The organism is Pseudomonas sp. S2_E01 (assembly GCF_054668365.1).
Genome location: NZ_CP162762.1, coordinates 654,809 through 674,978, shown reverse-complemented (window position 1 = coordinate 674,978; position 20,170 = coordinate 654,809). Strand labels below are relative to the sequence as shown.

General features: G+C 60.8%; 17 protein-coding genes. 4 read left to right on the top strand and 13 right to left on the bottom strand.

All coding sequences use genetic code 11. The features are described from left to right. Positions 1–8 precede the first annotated feature (8 nt). Together pgl and zwf are read right to left on the bottom strand one after the other, a co-directional pair. Positions 9–722 (bottom strand): 6-phosphogluconolactonase, encoded by a 714-nt coding sequence (gene pgl, locus AB4O36_RS03140; protein ID WP_460121605.1) that lies wholly within the window; start codon positions 720–722, stop codon positions 9–11. Further along, complete coding sequence (gene zwf / locus AB4O36_RS03135) at positions 709–2,178, bottom strand: glucose-6-phosphate dehydrogenase (protein ID WP_460121603.1); 1,470 nt, start codon at positions 2,176–2,178, stop codon at positions 709–711. Before zwf ends, pgl begins: the two co-directional genes overlap by 14 nt. Positions 2,179–2,404: 226 nt before the next feature. Between zwf and AB4O36_RS03130 the strand changes: the two genes are divergently transcribed. Further along, the gene (locus tag AB4O36_RS03130) at positions 2,405–3,265 is read left to right on the top strand and encodes a MurR/RpiR family transcriptional regulator (RefSeq protein WP_368557677.1); all 861 of its coding nucleotides are present in this window, start codon (positions 2,405–2,407) and stop codon (positions 3,263–3,265) included. 147 nt (positions 3,266–3,412) lie between these two features. Here the strand turns inward: AB4O36_RS03130 and AB4O36_RS03125 are convergent, their stop codons facing one another. The 11 genes from AB4O36_RS03125 to edd form a co-directional block, all read right to left on the bottom strand. Further along, positions 3,413–4,267, bottom strand: coding sequence for a D-hexose-6-phosphate mutarotase (locus AB4O36_RS03125; RefSeq protein ID WP_460141033.1), 855 nt, complete (start codon positions 4,265–4,267; stop codon positions 3,413–3,415). A gap of 111 nt (positions 4,268–4,378) precedes the next feature. Next, positions 4,379–5,725 carry a carbohydrate porin gene (locus tag AB4O36_RS03120; protein WP_460121599.1) on the bottom strand — a complete coding sequence of 449 codons (1,347 nt, stop codon included), beginning with the start codon at positions 5,723–5,725 and terminating at the stop codon, positions 4,379–4,381. A gap of 193 nt (positions 5,726–5,918) precedes the next feature. Then, on the bottom strand, positions 5,919–7,079 hold the full coding sequence (locus tag AB4O36_RS03115) for an ABC transporter ATP-binding protein (protein ID WP_460121597.1): 1,161 nt from the start codon (positions 7,077–7,079) through the stop codon (positions 5,919–5,921). Positions 7,080–7,083: 4 nt separating this feature from the next. Then, positions 7,084–7,929: a carbohydrate ABC transporter permease gene (locus AB4O36_RS03110; RefSeq protein WP_368554866.1), complete on the bottom strand. Its 846-nt coding sequence runs from the start codon at positions 7,927–7,929 to the stop codon at positions 7,084–7,086. Next, positions 7,922–8,830, bottom strand: a complete 909-nt coding sequence (locus AB4O36_RS03105; RefSeq protein WP_460121595.1) for a carbohydrate ABC transporter permease — start codon at positions 8,828–8,830, stop codon at positions 7,922–7,924. Before AB4O36_RS03105 ends, AB4O36_RS03110 begins: the two co-directional genes overlap by 8 nt. A gap of 166 nt (positions 8,831–8,996) precedes the next feature. Continuing rightward, positions 8,997–10,289, bottom strand: coding sequence for an ABC transporter substrate-binding protein (locus AB4O36_RS03100; RefSeq protein WP_460121593.1), 1,293 nt, complete (start codon positions 10,287–10,289; stop codon positions 8,997–8,999). A 117-nt stretch (positions 10,290–10,406) separates the two neighbouring features. Beyond that, on the bottom strand, positions 10,407–11,666 hold the full coding sequence (locus AB4O36_RS03095) for a D-mannose isomerase (protein WP_460141032.1): 1,260 nt from the start codon (positions 11,664–11,666) through the stop codon (positions 10,407–10,409). Positions 11,667–11,872: 206 nt separating this feature from the next. After that, on the bottom strand, positions 11,873–13,342 hold the full coding sequence (locus AB4O36_RS03090) for an ATP-binding protein (RefSeq protein WP_460141031.1): 1,470 nt from the start codon (positions 13,340–13,342) through the stop codon (positions 11,873–11,875). After that, positions 13,332–14,060, bottom strand: a complete 729-nt coding sequence (locus tag AB4O36_RS03085; protein ID WP_368554872.1) for a response regulator — start codon at positions 14,058–14,060, stop codon at positions 13,332–13,334. The genes AB4O36_RS03090 and AB4O36_RS03085 overlap by 11 nt, the downstream gene beginning before the upstream one ends. Positions 14,061–14,264: 204 nt before the next feature. Beyond that, positions 14,265–15,215 (bottom strand): glucokinase, encoded by a 951-nt coding sequence (locus tag AB4O36_RS03080; protein WP_460121587.1) that lies wholly within the window; start codon positions 15,213–15,215, stop codon positions 14,265–14,267. After that, the gene (gene edd, locus AB4O36_RS03075) at positions 15,212–17,038 is read right to left on the bottom strand and encodes a phosphogluconate dehydratase (RefSeq protein ID WP_460141030.1); all 1,827 of its coding nucleotides are present in this window, start codon (positions 17,036–17,038) and stop codon (positions 15,212–15,214) included. Before edd ends, AB4O36_RS03080 begins: the two co-directional genes overlap by 4 nt. Positions 17,039–17,269: 231 nt before the next feature. Between edd and gap the strand changes: the two genes are divergently transcribed. The 3 genes from gap to AB4O36_RS03060 all read left to right on the top strand — a co-directional run bounded on the left by gap (position 17,270) and on the right by AB4O36_RS03060 (position 20,107). Beyond that, complete coding sequence (gap, locus tag AB4O36_RS03070) at positions 17,270–18,271, top strand: type I glyceraldehyde-3-phosphate dehydrogenase (RefSeq protein ID WP_460141029.1); 1,002 nt, start codon at positions 17,270–17,272, stop codon at positions 18,269–18,271. A 220-nt stretch (positions 18,272–18,491) separates the two neighbouring features. Continuing rightward, positions 18,492–19,004, top strand: a complete 513-nt coding sequence (locus AB4O36_RS03065) for an RNA polymerase sigma factor (RefSeq protein WP_460121581.1) — start codon at positions 18,492–18,494, stop codon at positions 19,002–19,004. A 194-nt stretch (positions 19,005–19,198) separates the two neighbouring features. Then, a complete protein-coding gene (locus tag AB4O36_RS03060) occupies positions 19,199–20,107 on the top strand; it encodes a FecR family protein (protein ID WP_460121579.1) in 909 nt (302 codons plus the stop codon). Positions 20,108–20,170: the final 63 nt, after the last annotated feature.

Sequence of the window (20,170 nt, the reverse complement as noted above, 5' to 3'; positions counted from 1 at the left end):
TCCTTGGCTCATGGGCACCAGTAAATCTCTAACGTAGGTTGCAGAAACGCGCGAATCGGCAATGCGGCGACATCGTCACCGGCCAGTGCGGTATTCAGGGTGGTCAGCTTGGACTGGCCGGAAATCGACAAAATCTTGTGCCTGGCCGAGGCCAGCAGCGCCCGACTCATGGTCAGGCGTTGATGCGGCACGGTCGGCGCCAGCATCGGATAGCAGCGGCGCGTGCCATCAGCTGCCAGGGCCTCGGCCAGATTCGGGCTGCCCGGAAACAACGACGCGGTATGGCCGTCGTCGCCCATGCCCAGCACCAACACGTCGATCACTGGCAACTCCGACAGCAGGCGATCAGCTTGCTCCGCTGCCTGCTCCAGGTTGGCACTGGCGCTGTACAGGCTGAGGAACTGCGCCTTGGCCGCCGGGCCCTGCAACAAATACTTCTTGAGCAACCCGGCGTTGCTGTCGGCGTGTTCCACCGGGACCCAGCGCTCGTCGGCCAGGCTGACGACCACGTTGGACCAGTCCAGCGGCTGCTTGGCCAAGTGTTGGAAAAACGCCACCGGGCTGCGGCCGCCGGAGACCACCAGCGTTGCAGTGCCCTTGGCCTCGATCGCGTCGCTCAGTTGCTTGACCACATTCAGCGCCAGGCCTTCGGCCAGCAGCACCGGGCTTTTGAACGCATGGGCGCTGACGCCCTGCGGCAATTTCAAATCAGATATCGCCATACCACGACCTCCCGTCCCGCGTGATCAGTGCAATGGAGCTCATCGGCCCCCATGACCCGGCCGCGTACGGCTTGGGCGCATCGCCGGATTTTTTCCAACCGGCGATCAACTGGTCACACCAGATCCACGCAGCTTCGATTTCATCTTTACGGACAAACAGGTTCTGATTGCCGCGCATCACTTCCAGCAACAACCGTTCGTAGGCATCGGGAATCCGAGCGCTGCGCCAGGTGTCGGAAAAATTCAATTGCAGCGGGCCGCTGCGCAGTTGCATGCCCTTGTCCAGGCCTTGGTCCTTGGTCATCACCCGCAGCGAAATACCCTCGTCCGGTTGCAGGCGAATGATCAGCTTGTTGCTGATTTGCAGGCGCTGCTCCGGGGCGAAGATGTAGTGCGACGGTTCCTTGAAGTGGATGACGATCTGCGACAGCTTCTGCGGCATGCGCTTGCCGGTACGCAGGTAGAACGGCACGCCCGCCCAGCGCCAGTTGCGGATATCAGCACGCAGGGCGACGAACGTTTCAGTGTCGCTCTGGGTATTGGAGTTAGGCTCTTCGAGGTAGCCCGGCACCGGTTTGCCTTCGCTATAGCCGGCGATGTACTGGCCACGTACCACTTGGGTGGTCAGGCCTTCCGGGCTGATCGGTGCCAGGGCCTTGAGCACCTTGACCTTCTCGTCGCGGATGCTGTCGGCAGACAGGTCCGCCGGCGGGTCCATGGCGATCAGGCAGAGGAGTTGCAACAGGTGATTCTGGATCATGTCCCGCAGCTGGCCAGCCTTATCGAAGTAACCCCAGCGCCCTTCAATACCAACCTTCTCGGCCACGGTGATTTCCACGTGGGAGATGTAATTCTGGTTCCACTGGGTTTCGAACAGGCTGTTGGCGAAACGCAGGGCGATCAGGTTCTGGACGGTTTCTTTACCCAGGTAGTGGTCAATGCGGTAGGTGCGGTTCTCCGGGAAGAACTGGGCCACGGCGTCGTTGACCTTGCGCGAGGACTCTAGGTCGGAGCCGATGGGCTTTTCCAGCACCACACGGGTGTTTTCCGCCAGGCCAACTTTCGCCAGGTTCTCGCAGATCGCGCCATACACGGCGGCAGGAGTGGCGAAGTAGGCAATCAGTCGCTGGGTGCTGCCGGCCAACTCGGCCAGGGCCACGTAGTCTTCGGACTTGAGGAAGTCGACGTGCAGGTAACTCAGGCGTGCGAGGAAACGTTCGACCACCGCTTCATCGAGCTCCTTGGCACCGACATAGCGGCGCAGTTCGGAAGCAATGAACGCCAGATGCTCTTGCTCACTGCCGGCCTCACGGGCCAGTGCAATGATGCGCGAATCTTCATGCAGCAGGCCGGCGCCGTCGAGCTGATACAGGGCAGGAAACAGCTTGCGCAGGGCCAGGTCGCCCAGGGCGCCGAACAAGGCGAAGGTGCACGGTTCAACCGTAATCGAAGGCATGATGTTTGTTCTTTTATCAAGTTAAGCTACAAATACCTTTTTTCAAGGCATCACTCAAGGGAAAATGTAGTAATAACCACAACATTTTCGCAAAATACAGATTCCGAGTGGTGGTCGATCGGAGCCATCAGTAGGATAGGCCACCGTGACGGGCCTCATCAAAGGCCCATTTTGCATAGCCACGCGCCCATTCGGCGCAGGCGTTAAGGATACTTATATGGACCGCGTGCGAAATTTACTGGAGCAGATCCAGAATCGCCTTGAAGAGCTGAACAAGGCCGAGCGCAAAGTCGCCGAGGTGATCCTGCAGAACCCACAGCAGGCTACCCGGTTCAGCATCGCCGCCCTCGCCCAGGCCGCGTCGGTCAGCGAGCCGACGGTCAATCGTTTCTGCCGCTCGTTCGGTGTCAGCGGCTACCCGGAGCTCAAGCTGCAACTGGCCCAGAGCCTGGCCAGCGGCGCCGCGTATGTCAGCCGCGCCGTGGAAGCCGACGACAATCCGGAAGCCTACACCAAGAAGATTTTCGGCAGCGCCATCGCCTCCCTCGACAGCGCCCTGCAAGCCCTCGACCCGAGCCTGATCAGCCGCGCCGTCGACCTGTTGATCCAGGCCCGGCAGATCCACTTCTTCGGCCTTGGTGCCTCGGCCCCGGTGGCGCTGGATGCCCAGCACAAGTTTTTCCGCTTCAACCTGGCTGTCACTGCCCATGCCGACGTGCTCATGCAGCGCATGATTGCTTCGGTGGCGCATACGGGCGAGTTGTTCGTGATCATCTCCTACACTGGCCGCACCCGCGAGTTGGTGGAAGTGGCACGTATCGCCCGGGAAAACGGCGCATCGGTACTGGGGCTGACCGCAGAAAACTCACCGCTGGCCAAGGCCAGTACCTTGAGCCTGAACATTCCGCTGCCGGAAGACACCGACATCTACATGCCGATGACTTCGCGGATCATTCAGCTGACCGTGCTGGATGTGCTGGCGACGGGAATGACCTTGCGTCGGGGCGTGGATTTCCAGCCGCATTTGCGCAAGATCAAGGAAAGCTTGAATGCGAGTCGGTATCCGGTGGGGGATGAGTTCAACTGAGGTCGGATTCTTCATTGCCTGATCTGGCCTCATCGCGACGGTGCGACGATTCGACAAGCCCGCTCCCACAGTGATTGCGTCGTGCACAAAACCTGTGGGAGCGGGCTTGCCCGCGATGAGGCCATAAGCAACACCGCACAACCTGAGTTAAACCCCCACCCGCGCCTGCAAACTCAAATGCGCCCTCTCCCCCGGCTTCAGGCACAGGCTGTCCGTGCCACCACTGGCCGCTTCCACGCAAACGAATTCAGAGACCTCATCCCAACTCACGCCAAGCAACGGTCGCGAGCCCGGGTGCCAGACCACCGTGTCAGCCGTTTCGCCGGTATCGATGCACAACTCGCGCTGCCAGGCGTGGTCCTTGAGCTGTAATTCACCGTCGTGCTGGAACACCCGCTGACAGCCACCGTCGACCCGTAATTCGCCTTCCTGCTGACAAACCTGACGGTTGAGCTGGTCGTAGCCCTGCGCTCCGTCAAGCCCAGACAGCGCTACCTCGCCGACGTCACCAATACGCCAATAGGCGTGCAACGCCTGGCTCAACTGGCACGGCAGGCTGTCCTGATGCTCGGTGCTCAGGCGCAAATCCATGCGATCGCCCAGGTGGGCATGCAGGTCCGCTTGCCAGTCGCACAATTGCAGGCGCCAGTGCAGACGTACGCCGTCTTCGTCGTCGCTGCTGTCGAGCAGTTTCCAGTCGAGCAGCCGGGCCCAGCCATGAGATGGCCAGGCGTTTTCGCTCGGATGCCGGCCATACCATGGCCAACATACCGGCACGCCCCCGCGAATGGCGCCCACGTGCGGCCACCGCGCCGCGCACCACAGCCACGGCTTTTGTCCTCGAGGCTGAAAATGCAGCAATTGCGCGCCTTGCCGGCTGAACACCGCCTGACACAGCGGGTGATCGATCACCAGTACATCGCGCTTCTGATAGCGCTCCCACGCAAACACGGGACGCGCGCGCATGGATTTGAAGAAGCGTTGTAGCGGATGCTCATGCATGGTGTGCCACGGTCCTGAAATTCATCTGTTGTGCGCCACCCTCCAAAAAAAGCGGACAGCCAAGGCTGTCCGCAAAAATGCGCACATAGAGAGGAGCTTATCGCAACCGCGTTAGAACACCGACTGAATTTTCAGACCAGCGACCAGCGCGTTATCCACTTCATCCACACCGCCCGGGTGAGTGATGTATTGCAGGTTGGGGCGTACGGTCAGCCAGTTGGTCACGTGGAAGCCGTAGTTGATCTCGTAGTTGTATTCGGTGTCGCGCAGCGGCGAGAACAGCGGGTCCTGGTAGTCGGCGACACCATTGGCGGCGTTGGTCAGTTCGGCATTTTTCTTCACGTCATCGTTGACATGAATACGGGCGAAGCCAATACCGACGTCATCCTTGGGACGTGCATCGAACGGCCCCTTGTACACGAACATCAGCGACTGATAGTTGTCGACGACGTTGGTGTCCTTGTCGTGGAAAGTCGCGTTGGCAGCGATGTTCAAACCACGAGAAGCGTCACCGTTGTGGCTGGTGAGTTGCTGTTGCGCCACGAACCAGTAGCCGGATTTGCTGCTATGGCTGCGGTAGGCATTGCCGCTGGTGGCCGCATCGGCACCGTTCTCGTCTTCACGAACATCATCGGCTTTGGCCGTGCTTTTGTAGTAGCCCACACGGTATTCGCCCGGCAGGTTGCCGGGGTTAGGCAACCAGACCAGTTCGACCGGCAGCACGGTCCCCTTGGTACCGCTGCCACTGAGCTTGAAGCCGTTGCCGTGCTCCAGCTGCGACGGGTTCTGGTTGTACGCACCGATCTGTGCATACCACTCCGGCGAGAAGTTGTATTTCACACGAATCGCCGCCTGGCTTACCGGCCAGTTGTACCAGATGTTGGTCGCCCAGTTACCCACCTGGGAGCCGCAGAACGCCAGGTTCTGGAATTCGCACGGGAAGGTGTTGAAGTCTTCGCCTTCACCGAAGTAACCGGCCTTGACGTCCAGTTTGCCGTCGAAGAACTGGTGCTTGATCCACAACTGGGTCAGACGAACCATGTGGCCACGACCGTAGACTTCCTGTGAGGAACTCAAGGTGCCGGCACGCGGGTCGCCGACACGGTCGTTGGAGATGTTCTGGCCATTACGGTTGGTCAGTTGAATCTTGGCCTGGGTGTTATCCCAGCCCAGCAGTTTTTGCAGGTCCAATGCCGCGCCCAAGCCGAACTGATCGGAATAACGCGCGGTCTTGTCGTTGTTGTAGCCGCCGTGCAGGTTGCCACCCACCTCGCCGACGTAGTCCATTTTGATGTCGATACCCTGCTCGATCAGTCGGGTTCGCTCACCACCCCAGTCACCGGTCATCCATTCAGAATCAGCGGCGAATGCATCGGCCGCCTGAACACTGCCGGCCAGCATCATTGCCGCAACCGCCGATAACTGGCAGATCAGCTGGGCGTTTTTGTTCTTCTTCATCCCTACATTCCTCGTTTTATTGTTATTAACTTTGTTTAACGCGGTTACAACGGTTGCTCCCTGTAGGAGCGAGCATGTCGAATCGTCGAATCGTCGCGATGGTCGTCAACGATGACGCTGGCAGCCTGGTACCCCGTGGAGCCATGACCTCCATCGCGACGGTTCGACATGCTCGCTCCTACAGATCTGTCATTCAGCGGCCCTTGAATTGCGCAACGTTTGGAGCGTGACTCTCGGCCTTAGGCACCCCCGCCACCCCCAATCGCTCGCCGCTCTTGGCATCGAACAGCAGCACTTTCGACGGATCGAATTGCAGGGTCAGGGTCTCACCCACCTGCGGCGCCACGTCCGGCGCCAACCGGCAGCAGACCTTGGTGTCATTGAGATTGACGAACACCAGGGTGTCCGGGCCGGTGGGTTCGGTGACCTGCACTTCGGTGCGAATGGTCGGCAAACCATTGCTGTCGCCGGCGGCCAGGACGATCTGCTCAGGACGGATGCCGAGGATCACTTCGCGATCTTCGAGGCCGGCGTCCTGCATGCCCAACGGCAACTCGCATCGCGCCTGACCGCTGTCGAGCAGCGCCAGCAGGCGACCGTCCTTGCGCTGCAAGCGCAGGGGAATGAAGTTCATCGGCGGTGAACCGATGAAGCTCGCCACGAACAGGTTGGCCGGGTTGTTGTAGATGTCCTTCGGCGTACCGAACTGCTGAATGATGCCGTCCTTCATCACCGCCACTTTGTCGCCCAGGGTCATCGCTTCGATCTGGTCGTGGGTCACGTAGACGGTGGTGGTCTTCAGGCGCTGGTGCATCAATTTCATTTCGGTGCGCATCTCGACCCGCAGCTTGGCGTCGAGGTTGGACAGCGGCTCGTCGAACAGGTAGATCTTCGGCCGCCGCGCCAATGCGCGGCCCATCGCTACGCGCTGTTGCTGGCCACCGGAGAGCTGGCCGGGCTTGCGGCTGAGCAGGTGTTCGATCTGCAACAGCTTGGCGACGCGGGCGACTTCTTCGTCGATCTCGGCGGTCGGCATTTTGCGAATCTTCAAGCCGAACGCGATGTTGTCGCGCACGCTCATGGTCGGGTACAGCGCGTAGGACTGGAACACCATGGCGATGTCACGATCCTTTGGGCTCATGCCGCTGATGTCGGCGTCGTCCACCAGAATGGCGCCGCCGCTGATGGTTTCCAGGCCGGCGATGCAGTTCATCAGCGTGGATTTGCCGCAACCCGACGGGCCGACCAGAATCAGGAATTCCCCGTCATTGATCTTCAATTCAATGTTTTTCAGGGTGTCCGGCAAACCGGCGCCGTAGGTCTTGTTGACGTTGCGTAATTCGAGAGTTGCCATGTTTCTACCCCTTGACCGCGCCGGACGTCAGCCCACGCAGGAAATACTTGCCAGCGAATATGTAGACCAGCAGTGTCGGCAGCCCGGCGATCATCGCGGCCGCCATATCAACGTTGTATTCCTTGGCCCCGGTGCTGGTGTTGACCAGGTTGTTGAGGGCCACGGTGATTGGCTGGGCATCGCCACTGGCGAACACCACGCCGAACAGGAAGTCGTTCCAGATCTGGGTGAACTGCCAGATCAGGCAGACCATCACGATCGGGATCGACATCGGCAGCAGGATCTTCCAGAAGATGGTGAAAAAGCCTGCGCCATCCAGGCGCGCCGCCTTGACCAGCGCATCCGGGACACTCACGTAGTAGTTGCGGAAGAACAACGTGGTGAACGCCAGGCCGTAGACCACGTGCACCAGCACCAGGCCGGTAGTTGTGTTGGCCAGGCCGAACTTGCCCAGGGTGAACGAGGCCGGCAGCAGCACGGTCTGGAACGGCAGGAAGCAGCCGAACAGCAGCAGGCCGAAGAACAGTTGCGAGCCACGAAATCGCCACATCGACAGCACATAGCCGTTCATGGCGCCAATGAACGTGGAGATCAGCACTGCCGGCACGGTGATCTTCACCGAGTTCCAGAAGTAACCGCCCACCACGTCCCAGGCCTTGATCCAGCCGATGCCGTCGATCACCGCCGGCCAACTGAGCAGGTTGCCGGTGCGGATGTCTTCCGGGGTTTTGAAGCTGGTCAGCAGCATTACCACCAGCGGTACCAGGTACACCGCTGCGGCCAGCAACAAGGTCGCGTAAATGGCGATCCGGCTGAAGCCCAGCTTCGGTTTTCCGAGTTGATCAGTCATGGCGTTTGCCTCGTAGCTCGGAATACAGGTACGGCACGAGGATGGTCAGCACGGCACCGAGCATGAGCATGGCGCTGGCAGAACCGATGCCCATCTGGCCACGGCTGAAGGTGAAGGAATACATGAACATCGCCGGCAGGTCGGACGAGTAGCCCGGACCGCCTGCGGTCATCGCCGCCACCAGGTCGAAGCTCTTGATCGCAATGTGGGCGAGAATCATGAAGGCACTGAAGAACACTGGGCGCAGGCTCGGCAGAACGATCTTGAGATAGATGGTCGGCAGGCTCGCCCCATCGACTTGCGCGGCACGGATGATCGATTGATCGACACCGCGCAGACCGGCGAGGAACATCGCCATGACAAACCCGGAGGCCTGCCACACGGCGGCAATCACCAGGCAATAGACCACGCGATCCTGATCCACCAGCCAGTCCAGGCGAAAGCCTTCCCAGCCCCAGTCACGCAGCATCTTGTCCAGGCCAAGCCCCGGGTTGAGCAGCCATTTCCAGGCCGTGCCGGTGACGATCATCGACAGCGCCATCGGGTACAGATAGATGGTGCGGATGAAGCCTTCCTTGCGAATACGCTGATCCAGCAGCACCGCGAGGAACACGCCAAGGATCAGGCTGATGCCGATGAACATGCCACCGAAAACCGCGAGGTTCTTGCTCGCGACCCACCAGCGGTCGTTGTCCATCAGGCGCATGTATTGCTGCAGGCCGACCCACTTGTAGCTCGGCATGAAGCTGGAATTGGTAAAGGACAGAATGAACGTCCAGATGATGTAACCGTAGAAACCAACCAACACGATGAGCATGCTCGGCGCCAGTACCAACTTGGGTAACCAGCGTTGCAGCGCATCGAACGGTGAGGCTTTGCTGAAAACCGCCACAGAGCTCATCGGGATAATCCAGGTGAAAAGAAAAGATACCGGCACGACTCCTGTAGGAGCTGGCTTGCCAGCGATGGCATCAACCGGGTCTATCAACAGACCGAGTCGCCTGCATCGCGGGCAAGCCCGCTCCTACACACGAGCCCCTCCCGTCAGGAAAGGGGTGTGTCGGGAATTACTGCGCCGCTTTGACCGCCGACGCCAATTGCGCGCTGGCCTTGGCCGGGTCGGCGTCCTTGTCGTTCATGAAGTTCGTGACCACGTCGAAGATCGCGCCTTGCACGGCCAGGGAGGTGGCCATGTTGTGCGCCATGCTCGGCTGCAGGCCGCCGGTCTTGTCATCCGCCAGGAAGTCCTTGGCAGCGGTTTGTGCGCAGGAGTCGAAGCCCAGTTTGTCCATGTCATTGAGCATGTCGGTACGAACCGGGATCGAGCCTTTGTTGATGCTGAAGACTTTCTGGAAGTCAGTACCCAGCGCAACCTTCGCCAGGTCCTGCTGCGCGGCAATGTCACCCTTGCGGTCAGCCTTGAGCTTGAACACGGCCAGCGAGTCGATGTTGTAGGTGAAGGATTTATCGGTGCCCGGGAACGCTACGCACTGGTAGTCCTTGCCGGCGACTTTCTTGGCGGCAGTCCACTCGCTCTTGGCCCAGTCACCCATCATCTGCATGCCGGCCTTGCCATTGATGACGTCGGCGGCAGCGATGTTCCAGTCACGACCGGCACGGTTCGGGTCCATGTAGGTGGTGATCTTTTTCAGCTCGGTGAACGCCTTGGTCATGTCGGCGCTGGCGAGGGTTTTCTGGTCGAGGTCCACCAGGGCTTTTTTGTAACCGTCGGCGCCCATGACCGAGAGCACCACGTCTTCGAACACGGTGCTGTCTTGCCATGGCTGGCCACCGTGGGCGAGCGCGATGAAACCGGCGGCCTTGAGTTTGTCACCGGCGGCGTAGAATTCTTCGAGGGTGGTCGGAGCTTTGTCGATCCCGGCTTTCTTGAAGACTTCGGGGTTGATCCACAGCCAGTTGACGCGATGGATGTTCACCGGCACGGCCACGTAATCGCCTTCGTATTTGACGGTGTCGGAGACCTTCTTCGACAGCAGGCCATCCCAGTTTTCCGCCTTGGCGACGTCTTTCAGGGTGTCGGTGGCCAGCAGACCGGTGCTGCCCCATTCCTGGATGTCCGGGCCTTTGATCTGGGCGACGCCCGGCGGGTTACCGGCCACGGCGCGGCTTTTCAGAACGGTCATGGCCGTAGAACCGCCACCACCGGCAACAGCGCCGTCCTTCCAGGTGAAACCGTCTTTTTCGACTTGGGCCTTGAGCACATCCACCGCTGCCTTTTCACCGCCGGACGTCCACCAGTGAACGACTTCCACAGAACCTTTGGAAGCGTCGGCAAGTGCACTTAACGGGAACAGGGAGGCGATAGAAATGACAGTAGCGAGGCGAGAAATCGCATTCATCTAGAAGTACCTTTCTTGTTGTTATGCATTGCAAGTCTGGTGCTTGCGCTGCATGGGATTTTAAACAGGGCAAACCCTTCGCAGGTAACGAAGGGACGCGTGAATGTCACCGTATGGTTACATGGAAATGCTCTGGGACAACCCTGTCAGAGCAGTCGCCATGCTCGGCGCCAGAGGCAGACGCGGGATCAGCACGGCTTGCCAGGCGTGGTAGAGATCAGGTTTGCCGCCCCAGATATCGGCACTCGGGCGGTTCAGCGGATCGAGTTCGTGGTGCCAGCTGCCATCACAACGATCAATGAAATGCTGCTCACAAAATTCCCAGAACCGGCGGTACCACGTCTCGTATTGCCCCTCGCCCGTGCGTTTAAGCAGCGCGCTGGCGGCGGCACTTGCTTCGCAATGGGTCCAGTGCAGGCGATGGCGAACCACCGCGCGATTGTCCCAGTCGAGCGTGTAGACGATCCCCGGCAGGCCGTCGACGTCCCAGCCGTGCTGGCAGTTTTTTTCGAAAAGTTTTTGCGCGTCGGTCAACAGCCAGCCCGGCGTCAGCATGCCGGCCTGCACCCGGGCCGCTTCCAGGTGCAGCACCAACCGCGCCCATTCAAAACCGTGTCCGGGCGTGGTGCCATAAGGTCGAAAACCATCGGCGGGATTGTCGTGGTTGTAGTCGCGCAACGGCTGCCAGTCACGATCGAAATGTTCGATCACCCGATAATCGTTGGCCGCAGCATGACCATGAATCAGCCGCTCGACGATGCGTTGCGCGCGGTTCAACCAGCGGTTGTCGCCGGTGACATCGGCCAGGGCGAGGAAGGCTTCGGTGGCGTGCATGTTGCTGTTCGCACCGCGATACGCTTCCTCCTCCTGCCAGTCGCGACTGAAGGATTCGCGCATGGCACCCTCCCCTTCGCTCCAGAAATGGCGGTCGATGACGGCGATCGCGTCGTCGAGCAAAGCCTGGGCGCCAGGGCGTTGTGCGACCACGGCCGAACTGGCGGCCAGCGCCACAAAAGCATGCAGGTAAGCGGCCTTGCCGGTGTTGCCATCCATGTGATGGGTACTGGCGAACCAGCCACCGTGCTCGGCGTCTTTCAGCGGGCCGCACAGGGCCTGCACGCCGTGGTCCACCAGCTCGGCAAATCCTGGCAGCCCCTGGATGTGTGCCATGGCGAAGCTGTGGGTCATGCGCGCGGTGTTCATGGTTTCAGCGTGGGCGTCGGCCGGCAACTGGCCTTTTTCATCCAGGTTGCCGAAACCGTCGGGAAGCTTTGATGCCTTGGCGAAGGCCAGCAGGCGCAGCCCTTCGGCGGCGAGCCATTGCTGGTGGGCCGGGGCGTTCAGCCAACTGCTGGAGACGGGTTGGAAGGTGTCCATGAAGCGGCCTTTTTTGTTGTTTTGATTGCAGGCAGTCTAAACAACGGGCGTGGACGGGCTTGTAACGAAGGGGGTGGGGAATGTCACTGACCTGTGACATTTGCAGTGATGCCATCGCGAGCAGTCTCGCTCCCACATTGGACTTGTGCATGACACTAAACCCTGTGGGAGCGAGCCTGCTCGCGATGAACGATAACGCGGTTTAATCAGTCAGCACTGCGAGGCAACTGCAACGTCACCCGCAACCCACCCTCACGCAAATTCTGCAAACTGACCTCACCGCCATGGCTATGGGCAATGTTGCGGGCGATGCCCAGCCCCAATCCATAACCCTGTTGCTGCCCGGCCAGACGGAAGTGCGGCTCGAAAACTTGCTCCAGCCGCTGCTCAGGCACACCCGGTCCTTCGTCATCGACGTGCAGTACAAAGGCGTTCTCGTCGTCGTCGATCTGCAGGTGTGCGTTCTGGCCGTACTTCAAGGCGTTGTCGATCAAGTTACCGATGCAGCGCTTGAGCGCCAGCGGTTTACCGGGATATGCCGCCAAGGCCCGGCCATCCTGGGTGACGCGCCCGTTACCCTGCGGCGCGAGGTAAGGCTCTACCAAGCAGTCGAGCACATGGTTGAGATCGACCGGCTCGATGTTTTCGTGGATGTCGGTGTCTTTCACGCATTGCAGCGCGCCTTTGACCAGCAGCTCCAGTTCATCGAGGTCGCGGCCGAACTTGGCTTGCAGCTTCTCGTCTTCGAGCAGTTCCACACGCAGGCGCAAGCGCGTGATCGGCGTGCGCAGGTCGTGGGAAATCGCGCTGAACAACTGGGCGCGTTCGGTCAGGTAACGGCTGATCCGTTCGCGCATGGCATTGAACGCACGCCCCACTTCCACCACTTCGCTGCCGCCGCCCTGCGCCACCGGCTCGACGTCCGCCCCCAGCGACATTTCCCTGGCCGCCCGCGCCAGGCGTTTGAGCGGCCTGCTTTGCCAGTGCACCAGCAGGCCGATGAACAGCAGCAGGAAACCACTGGTGAGGAGGATGAACCACACCTGCTGCGCCGGCAGGCCCTGTTCTTCCAGGCTGGTGTAAGGCTCGGGTAACAGCGAGGCGATGTACAGCCACTCACCCGGCGCCATCTGGATCTGCGTCACCAGCACGGGGGGGTTCACCGGCTCCAGGGTCAGCGCGTAATGCGCCCAGGAGCGGGGCAGTTCGTCGAGCTTGAGGCCGCCGTTGAAAATCCGCAGGTCCTGAGGACTGACAAACGACACCGAAATGTCCGTGTCCTGACCGAGGGATTGGCGCAACACCTCGTCCACGGCTTTCATCACCGCCAGCTTGCGCGGAGTGGTTGGCAACACTTCCATGCCCAGGGGTTTGTCATTGAGCGTCACGACAAATCGCGTACCGCCCATGCTGCGCAACTGGTCGAGCACCAGCGGACGATAAGCCACCGGTAGTGAGCGCAGGTAACTGACACTGGCCGTCATCGAATGCGCCAGGCTGCGGGCACTGGTGACCAGGCCTTCAAGTTGCGTGGCCCGCAATTGCGAGACCCAGATCATGCTCGACAACGCCTGGGCGAACAACACCGCCAGCAATGTCAGCAGCAGCATGCGCCCAAGCAGTGAGCGCGGCACCGGCACCCGGCTTGCGAGCCTGCGAAAAAACTCAGTGGCCATTGCTGGCAACCACATTGGCCGCCAACTGGTAGCCGCTGCCGCGCACGGTGCGGATCAGTCGAGGCGGCTTTTCGGTATCGCGCAGGCGCTGGCGCAAACGGCTGACCGCCATGTCGACGATGCGATCCAGCGGCATCAGGTCGCGGCCACGGGTGGCGTTGCCGATGGTGTCGCGATCGAGGATTTCCTGGGGGTGATCGAGGAACAGTTTCAGCAAGGCGAAATCGGCACCGGAAAGGATCACTTCCTCGCCATCGGTGTGGAACAGTCGATGGCTGACCATGTCCAGCCGCCAGTCATCAAAGGCCAGTACTTCGCCGCCGGAACGCTCCTGGCCGAACTGCGCGCGACGCAGCAACGCCTTGATGCGCGCCTGCAACTCGCGAGGGCTGAAGGGTTTTCCCAGGTAGTCATCGGCACCCAGTTCCAGGCCAATGACCCGGTCGGCCTCGTCGGAACTGGCGGTGAGCATGATGATGGGCACCTGAGCCTGACGTGGGTGCTGGCGAATCCAGCGACACAGGCTGAAACCGTCCTCGTCAGGCAGCATCACATCGAGGATCACCAGATCACTCGGCGCGTCGTTCAGGGCCTGGCGAAAACCGGCACCGTCGGGCGTGGTCCGCACCTGGAAACCCGCGCGGGTCAGGTAGGTGTCCAGCAACTCGCGTATCTCTTGGTCGTCATCGACCAACAATATCGACCGGGCTGAGCTCACGGGGCGGCGTCCTTGTTGTTTGAATTGGGGCGGATTATGCCTTAAGCGCTGACCTTGCAAACACTGCACAACACATGACCACACAACACGACTCCACCCTGTAGGAGCGAGCTTGCTCGCGATGGCGGTGTGCCAGATAAACAGATGGCGACTGACATACCGCCATCGCGAGCAAGCTCGCTCCTACAGGGTGGGGGGATCTGATCAGGCTTGTTCGAGGGCCACGCCCGCACCCACCAACCCCGAATACGGCGCCGTCACCAGCCACACCGGGATGCCCTTGAAGTAATCGCTCATGCAACCCTTGTCTGCAAAGCACCGGGCGAAACCGCTTTCAAGAAAGAAATCGGCAAAGCGCGGTATCACGCCACCCACGATGTACACCCCACCGCGTCCGCCGCAGGTGAGTACGTTGTTGCCAGCCACGCGGCCGAGCCAGCAGCAGAACTGCTCCAGCACTTCCAGGGCAATCGGGTCGCCGGCCAGGCCCGCCGCCGTGATGGCTTCCGGGGTTTCGAGGACCGGCTCGTGCCCATCCACCGCGCAGATTGCCCGGTAAACACGCGGCAAACCGCCGCCGCTCAACGCCGTTTCCGCGCTGACGTGACCGATCTCGTTGAAGATGTGCTGCCACAGTTGGGTTTCCCGTGGGCTGCTCAAGGGCAGATCGACATGACCGCCCTCCCCCGGCAACGCGGCAAAACGCCCCGCCCCCAGATCCAGCAAGGTGCCAACCCCCAGACCGGTACCTGGGCCGATCACCACCGCCGGGCGCAAGGGCTCGGGGGCCCCCTCGCAGACCACGCGGAATTCGCCCGGCTGCAAGCGGGTCATGCCCAGGGCCATCGCCGAAAAGTCATTGACCAGCAACAGCTGGTCCACTTGCAAGGCCTTGCAGAACGCCTTGCGACTCAGGCGCCAGTGGTTGTTGGTGAACTTGAACTCGTCACCACTCACCGGCCCCGCCACCGACAGACACACCGAACCAATCGAGCCCAATGCCAGCCCGAGCCCGCTCAGGTAGAGGGCGATGGCCTCTTCCGGGCTGGCATGATCGGCCGTCGCCAGGACCTGGACCGATTCGAGTTGCTGATTTTTCCACAACGCGAAACGTGCGTTGGTCCCACCGATGTCACCGACCAAAGCCAGTTTCAATTAAGCGTCTCCAGGGCAGCAGTAAAGGCGCTGGCGCCCTGCTCTGCGGAGCTGAACGCCATGCGCATGAAACCAAACAACTCGCGACCGGTGCCGATGTTGTTGCCCAGCAACCCCTTGGCCGGTGTGCGCGCTGCGAATTCTTCGGCGTCTACCTTAAGCTCCAGAGTGCCCTTGACGCCATCGACGCGGATGATATCGCCCTCCTGCACGCGCGCCAAAGCACCACCTACGTAGGCTTCGGGGCTGACATGAATGGCCGCCGGAATTTTCCCCGAGGCGCCGGACATGCGCCCATCGGTGACCAACGCAACCTTGAAGCCACGGTCCTGCAGCACGCCGAGGAACGGCGTCATCTTGTGCAGTTCCGGCATGCCGTTGGAACGCGGCCCCTGAAAGCGCATGACCGCAACAAAATCCTTCTCCAGCAAACCGGCCTTGAAGGCGTCGGCCAGATCCTGTTGATCCTGGAACACCATGGCCGGCGCTTCGACGATCTGGTTTTCCAGCGCCACGGCGGAGACTTTCATGACCCCGCGACCGAGGTTGCCTTCCATCACGCGCAAGCCGCCTTCGGCGGAGAACGCACGGGCCACCGGGCGCAGGATGGTTTCATCAAGACTTTCGGTGACACCTTCGCGCCAGACCAGCTCGCCGTTATCCAGGAAAGGCTCCTGGGTGTAGCGGCTCAGGCCATGGCCCAGCACAGTGTTGACGTTCTCGTGCAGCAGGCCGGCTTCCAGCAGTTCACGGATCAGGAACGACATGCCACCCGCCGCCTGGAAGTGGTTGATGTCCGCTTTGCCGTTCGGGTAGACGTGGCTCAGGGTCGGCACAACTTCGGAGAGGTCGGCCATGTCCTGCCAGGTCAGTTGAATGCCTGCAGCCATGGCGATGGCCGGCATGTGCAGGGTGTGGTTGGTCGAACCGCCGGTAGCGTGCAAGGCCACGATGGAGTTGACCAGCGAGCGCTCGTCGACGATTTCGCCAATCGGCATGAAGCTGCCGTTCTGTTTGGTCAGGCGCGTAACCTGGTGCGCCGCCTCGCGAGTCAGGGCGTCGCGCAGCGGTGTGTTCGGGTTGACGAACGAGGCGCCCGGCAAGTGCAGGCCCATGACTTCCATCAGCAACTGGTTGGTGTTGGCGGTGCCGTAGAAGGTGCAAGTGCCGGGGCTGTGGTAGGAGTTCATTTCCGATTCCAGCAACTCTTCCCGCGTGGCCTTGCCTTCGGCGTAACGCTGGCGCACATCGGCTTTCTGCTTGTTGGAAATCCCCGAAACCATCGGCCCGCCCGGCACAAAGATCATCGGCAGGTGACCGAAGCGCAGCGCGCCCATCATCAGGCCCGGGACGATCTTGTCGCAGATGCCGAGCATCAGCGCGCCGTCAAACATGTTGTGCGACAGCGCCACGGCGGTCGACAGCGCGATCACCTCACGGCTCGGCAGGCTCAGTTCCATGCCCGGCTCACCCTGGGTCACGCCATCGCACATGGCCGGGGTACCACCGGCGAACTGGCCGACCGAGCCGATCTCGCGCAGCGCCTTCTTGATCAGTTCCGGAAACACTTCGTACGGTTGGTGCGCCGACAGCATGTCGTTATATGACGAAACAATTGCGATGTTGGCGGAGTTCATCATCCGCAGGCTGTGCTTGTCCTCGCTGCCGCAACCCGCCACGCCGTGGGCGAAGTTGGCGCATTGCAGCTTGCCGCGCATCGGACCGTCGCTGGCGGCACCGCGAATGAGCGCAAGGTAAGCCTCACGGGTGGCACGACTGCGAGCGATAAGCCGTTCGGTGACCTCAAGGACGCGGGGATGCATGTGTAGAACTCCAGGCTAACGGATGTGGCGACCTGATTGTCTATGCTGACCAAGTAGCTGACCAAGTCCCCGGGCAGATGGGATGACGGACGGCGTTGTTGATCATTCGGACCAGTTGATTCAGGTCGCTCGTTGTAGATTGAATAAAATATTGCCACTAAAAAGGCTTGTTTTCTATTTTTTTGCGAATAATCTTGTAATTCCAACAACAAATCGACGGCGGCCCAGTTAATGACTCTTCGAATCGCAATCAATGGTTTTGGCCGTATCGGCCGCAATATACTGCGTGCACTGTATACCCAGGGCTACCGTCAGGATTTGCAGATCGTCGCCATCAACGATCTGGGCGACAGCGCAATCAACGCTCATCTGCTCAAATACGACACGGTTCACGGCACGTTCGACGCCGATGTCGAGCACGATCAGGAAAGCCTTACCGTCAACGGTGACCGTATTGCGGTCAGCGCTATCCGCAACCCGGCCGACCTGCCCTGGGCGGCGGAAAAAATCGACGTGGTGTTCGAATGCACCGGTCTGTTCACCGATCGGGCCAAGGCTGCCGCGCATATCACTGCCGGGGCGCGCAAGGTGATCATCTCTGCGCCGGCCAAGGGCGCCGATGCCACCGTCGTCTACGGGGTCAACCACGACATCCTGCGCCAGTCGCATCAGGTCATTTCCAACGCTTCGTGCACCACCAACTGCCTGGCCCCGGTGGCCCAGGTGCTGCACCGCGAGCTGGGCATCGAAAGTGGCCTGATGACCACGATCCACGCCTACACCAACGACCAGAACCTGACCGACGTCTACCACACCGACCCTTACCGTGCGCGTTCGGCCACCCAGAACATGATCCCGAGCAAGACCGGCGCCGCCGAAGCGGTCGGCCTGGTGCTGCCGGAACTGGCGGGCAAGCTGACCGGGATGGCCGTGCGTGTACCGGTGATCAACGTGTCACTGGTGGACCTGACCGTGCAACTGAAAAAAGAAGCCACGGCCGAGGAAGTCAACGAACTGCTCAAGCACGCCAGCCAGCACTCGAAGATCCTGGGCTACAACACCTTGCCGCTGGTCTCCAGCGACTTCAACCACAACCCGCTGTCGTCGATCTTCGACGCCAACCACACCAAGGCCAACGGCAAACTGCTCAAGGTACTGGCCTGGTACGACAACGAGTGGGGCTTCTCCAACCGCATGCTCGATAACTGCCTGGCGCTGTGTAACGCCGAGTAAAAAACCAGCCCACACCCCCTGTAGGAGCGAGCATGTCGAGGCGTCGAACCGTCGCGATGGAGGCGCAGACACCGCGGGGTGTCAGGCTGCCAACGTCATCGTTGACGACCATCGCGACGGTTCGACAAGCTCGCTCCTACATTGTTTATACAAATCCCCACTTGACCGATTCAGCGGATGATAAGCATTATCATTTGATTGAAAAGGATCAGGTCTTCCCGTGAGTCAATCGCGCTTCAATCACGTCTTCATGGCCCAGCGGGTATCGCTGCTGCGCACATTGGAGCGAATGGTCAACAACCACAGCACCGCCGAAGACCTGTTGCAGGAGACCTACCTGCGCGTGACACGGGCACTCAGCGAGCGCCCCATCGACCATCTGGAACCCTTTGTGTTCCAGACCGCCCGCAACCTCGCACTGGACCACCTGCGCGCGCGACGCATCCAGTCGCGCACGATGCTCGATGATGTGCCACCGCAGGTAGTCGAAAGCGTCGCCGCGCCGATCAGCAGTGCCGAGGACGCCGCCCATGCCAAACAATTGCTGGAGCGTTTGAACGTGAGCCTCAGTCAACTCAGCAGCCGTCAGCAACAGATCTTCATCCTCAGCCGCCTGCATGGGCACAGTTACCTGGAAATTGCCGAGAAGCTCGACGTGTCGCTGAGCACCGTGCAGAAGGAGCTGAAGCTGATCATGGCCATCTGTGTGGATGTAGCGCAGAGGCAGCGGTAGGTTTCAAGCTTCAAGCTTCAAGCTTCAAGCTTCAAGCTTCAAGCTTCAAGCTCAAATCTACAGCTCGACTCGCCTCTGCTTGCAGCTTGCAGCTTGCAGCTGGAAACTGCTCTTCTGAGCCCCTACGAGAAAACACCGTGACGGACATCCACCACACTTCTGCGCCACCTCCCGCGCAGGACCCCGCAAGCGCGATGGACCAGGCCCTGGACTGGTTGATCGTGATGGAGCGTCCGAGCGCGCAACAAAGCGAGCAGTTCAGCCAATGGCTGGCCGCCTCGCCCCTGCACGCCGAGGCCTACGCCAAAGCCCAGACGGTGTGGAACGGCCCGCAAGTGGTGGAATGTGCGCAGACCCTCGCAACAAGGCCACCGAAGGTCAGCGTGCTGGCGCGCCTGCGCCCGCACTGGAAACCCCTGGCGACAGCCGCCGTGCTGATCCTCGGCCTGTTCAGCTTCAGCAACTTGCCGATGCGCCTGCAGGCCGATCACCTGACCGTGGTCGGTGAGCGCCAGCGTGTGCAGCTGGAGGACGGTTCTAACGTCCTGCTCAATACCAATTCGGCGTTCTCCAGCACCATCAACGAGCACCAGCGCGTGGCTCGCCTGTATCAGGGCGAGGCGTTTTTCGAGGTGCCGCCGCATCTCGGCCAGCCGCTGGAAATCGACGCGGGCCCTGTGAAAGCCAGCGTCCACGACACCGCGTTCGCCGTGCGCTACCTCGATGGCGTGGCGCAGGTCCGAGTGCAGCGCGGTGACGTGGATTTGCGCGCTACCCGCGATGACGCGCGGATTCGCCTGTCCGCCGGCGAAAGCATCCGCATCGGCCCCAATGGCTTCGACCGCCCGGCCAAGCTCGACGCCGCCACCGAGCTGGCCTGGGTCCAGGGTCGCCTGGTGTTCGAGAACTGCCCGCTCAGCGAGGTGCTGGCGGAACTGCGTCGCTACTATCCGGGCTGGATCATCAACACCAACGAGCAACTGGCCGACGTTTCGGTCACCGGCAACTACCGCCTCGACCAGCCGCTGGACGTGGTTCGATCGCTGGCGCATATCACCTCGGCGCGGCTAAAGGAATTCCCGGCGCTGGTCATCCTGAACTGAATGAGAATTATTTTTACTCGATAGCTGAGCTCCGTTCGTCTCGTTATAGCCAATGCAATTGAT

What these genes read in the sequence shown, in the direction of transcription:
- pgl (WP_460121605.1), bottom strand. Translation starts at nt 722, where the DNA reads ATGGCGATATCTGATTTGAAATTGCCGCAGGGCGTCAGCGCCCATGCG.
- zwf (WP_460121603.1), bottom strand. Translation starts at nt 2,178, where the DNA reads ATGCCTTCGATTACGGTTGAACCGTGCACCTTCGCCTTGTTCGGCGCC.
- AB4O36_RS03125 (WP_460141033.1), bottom strand. Translation starts at nt 4,267, where the DNA reads ATGCATGAGCATCCGCTACAACGCTTCTTCAAATCCATGCGCGCGCGT.
- AB4O36_RS03120 (WP_460121599.1), bottom strand. Translation starts at nt 5,725, where the DNA reads ATGAAGAAGAACAAAAACGCCCAGCTGATCTGCCAGTTATCGGCGGTT.
- AB4O36_RS03115 (WP_460121597.1), bottom strand. Translation starts at nt 7,079, where the DNA reads ATGGCAACTCTCGAATTACGCAACGTCAACAAGACCTACGGCGCCGGT.
- AB4O36_RS03110 (WP_368554866.1), bottom strand. Translation starts at nt 7,929, where the DNA reads ATGACTGATCAACTCGGAAAACCGAAGCTGGGCTTCAGCCGGATCGCC.
- AB4O36_RS03105 (WP_460121595.1), bottom strand. Translation starts at nt 8,830, where the DNA reads ATGAGCTCTGTGGCGGTTTTCAGCAAAGCCTCACCGTTCGATGCGCTG.
- AB4O36_RS03100 (WP_460121593.1), bottom strand. Translation starts at nt 10,289, where the DNA reads ATGAATGCGATTTCTCGCCTCGCTACTGTCATTTCTATCGCCTCCCTG.
- AB4O36_RS03095 (WP_460141032.1), bottom strand. Translation starts at nt 11,666, where the DNA reads ATGGACACCTTCCAACCCGTCTCCAGCAGTTGGCTGAACGCCCCGGCC.
- AB4O36_RS03090 (WP_460141031.1), bottom strand. Translation starts at nt 13,342, where the DNA reads ATGGCCACTGAGTTTTTTCGCAGGCTCGCAAGCCGGGTGCCGGTGCCG.
- edd (WP_460141030.1), bottom strand. Translation starts at nt 17,038, where the DNA reads ATGCATCCCCGCGTCCTTGAGGTCACCGAACGGCTTATCGCTCGCAGT.
- gap (WP_460141029.1), top strand. Translation starts at nt 17,270, where the DNA reads ATGACTCTTCGAATCGCAATCAATGGTTTTGGCCGTATCGGCCGCAAT.
- AB4O36_RS03060 (WP_460121579.1), top strand. Translation starts at nt 19,199, where the DNA reads ATGGACCAGGCCCTGGACTGGTTGATCGTGATGGAGCGTCCGAGCGCG.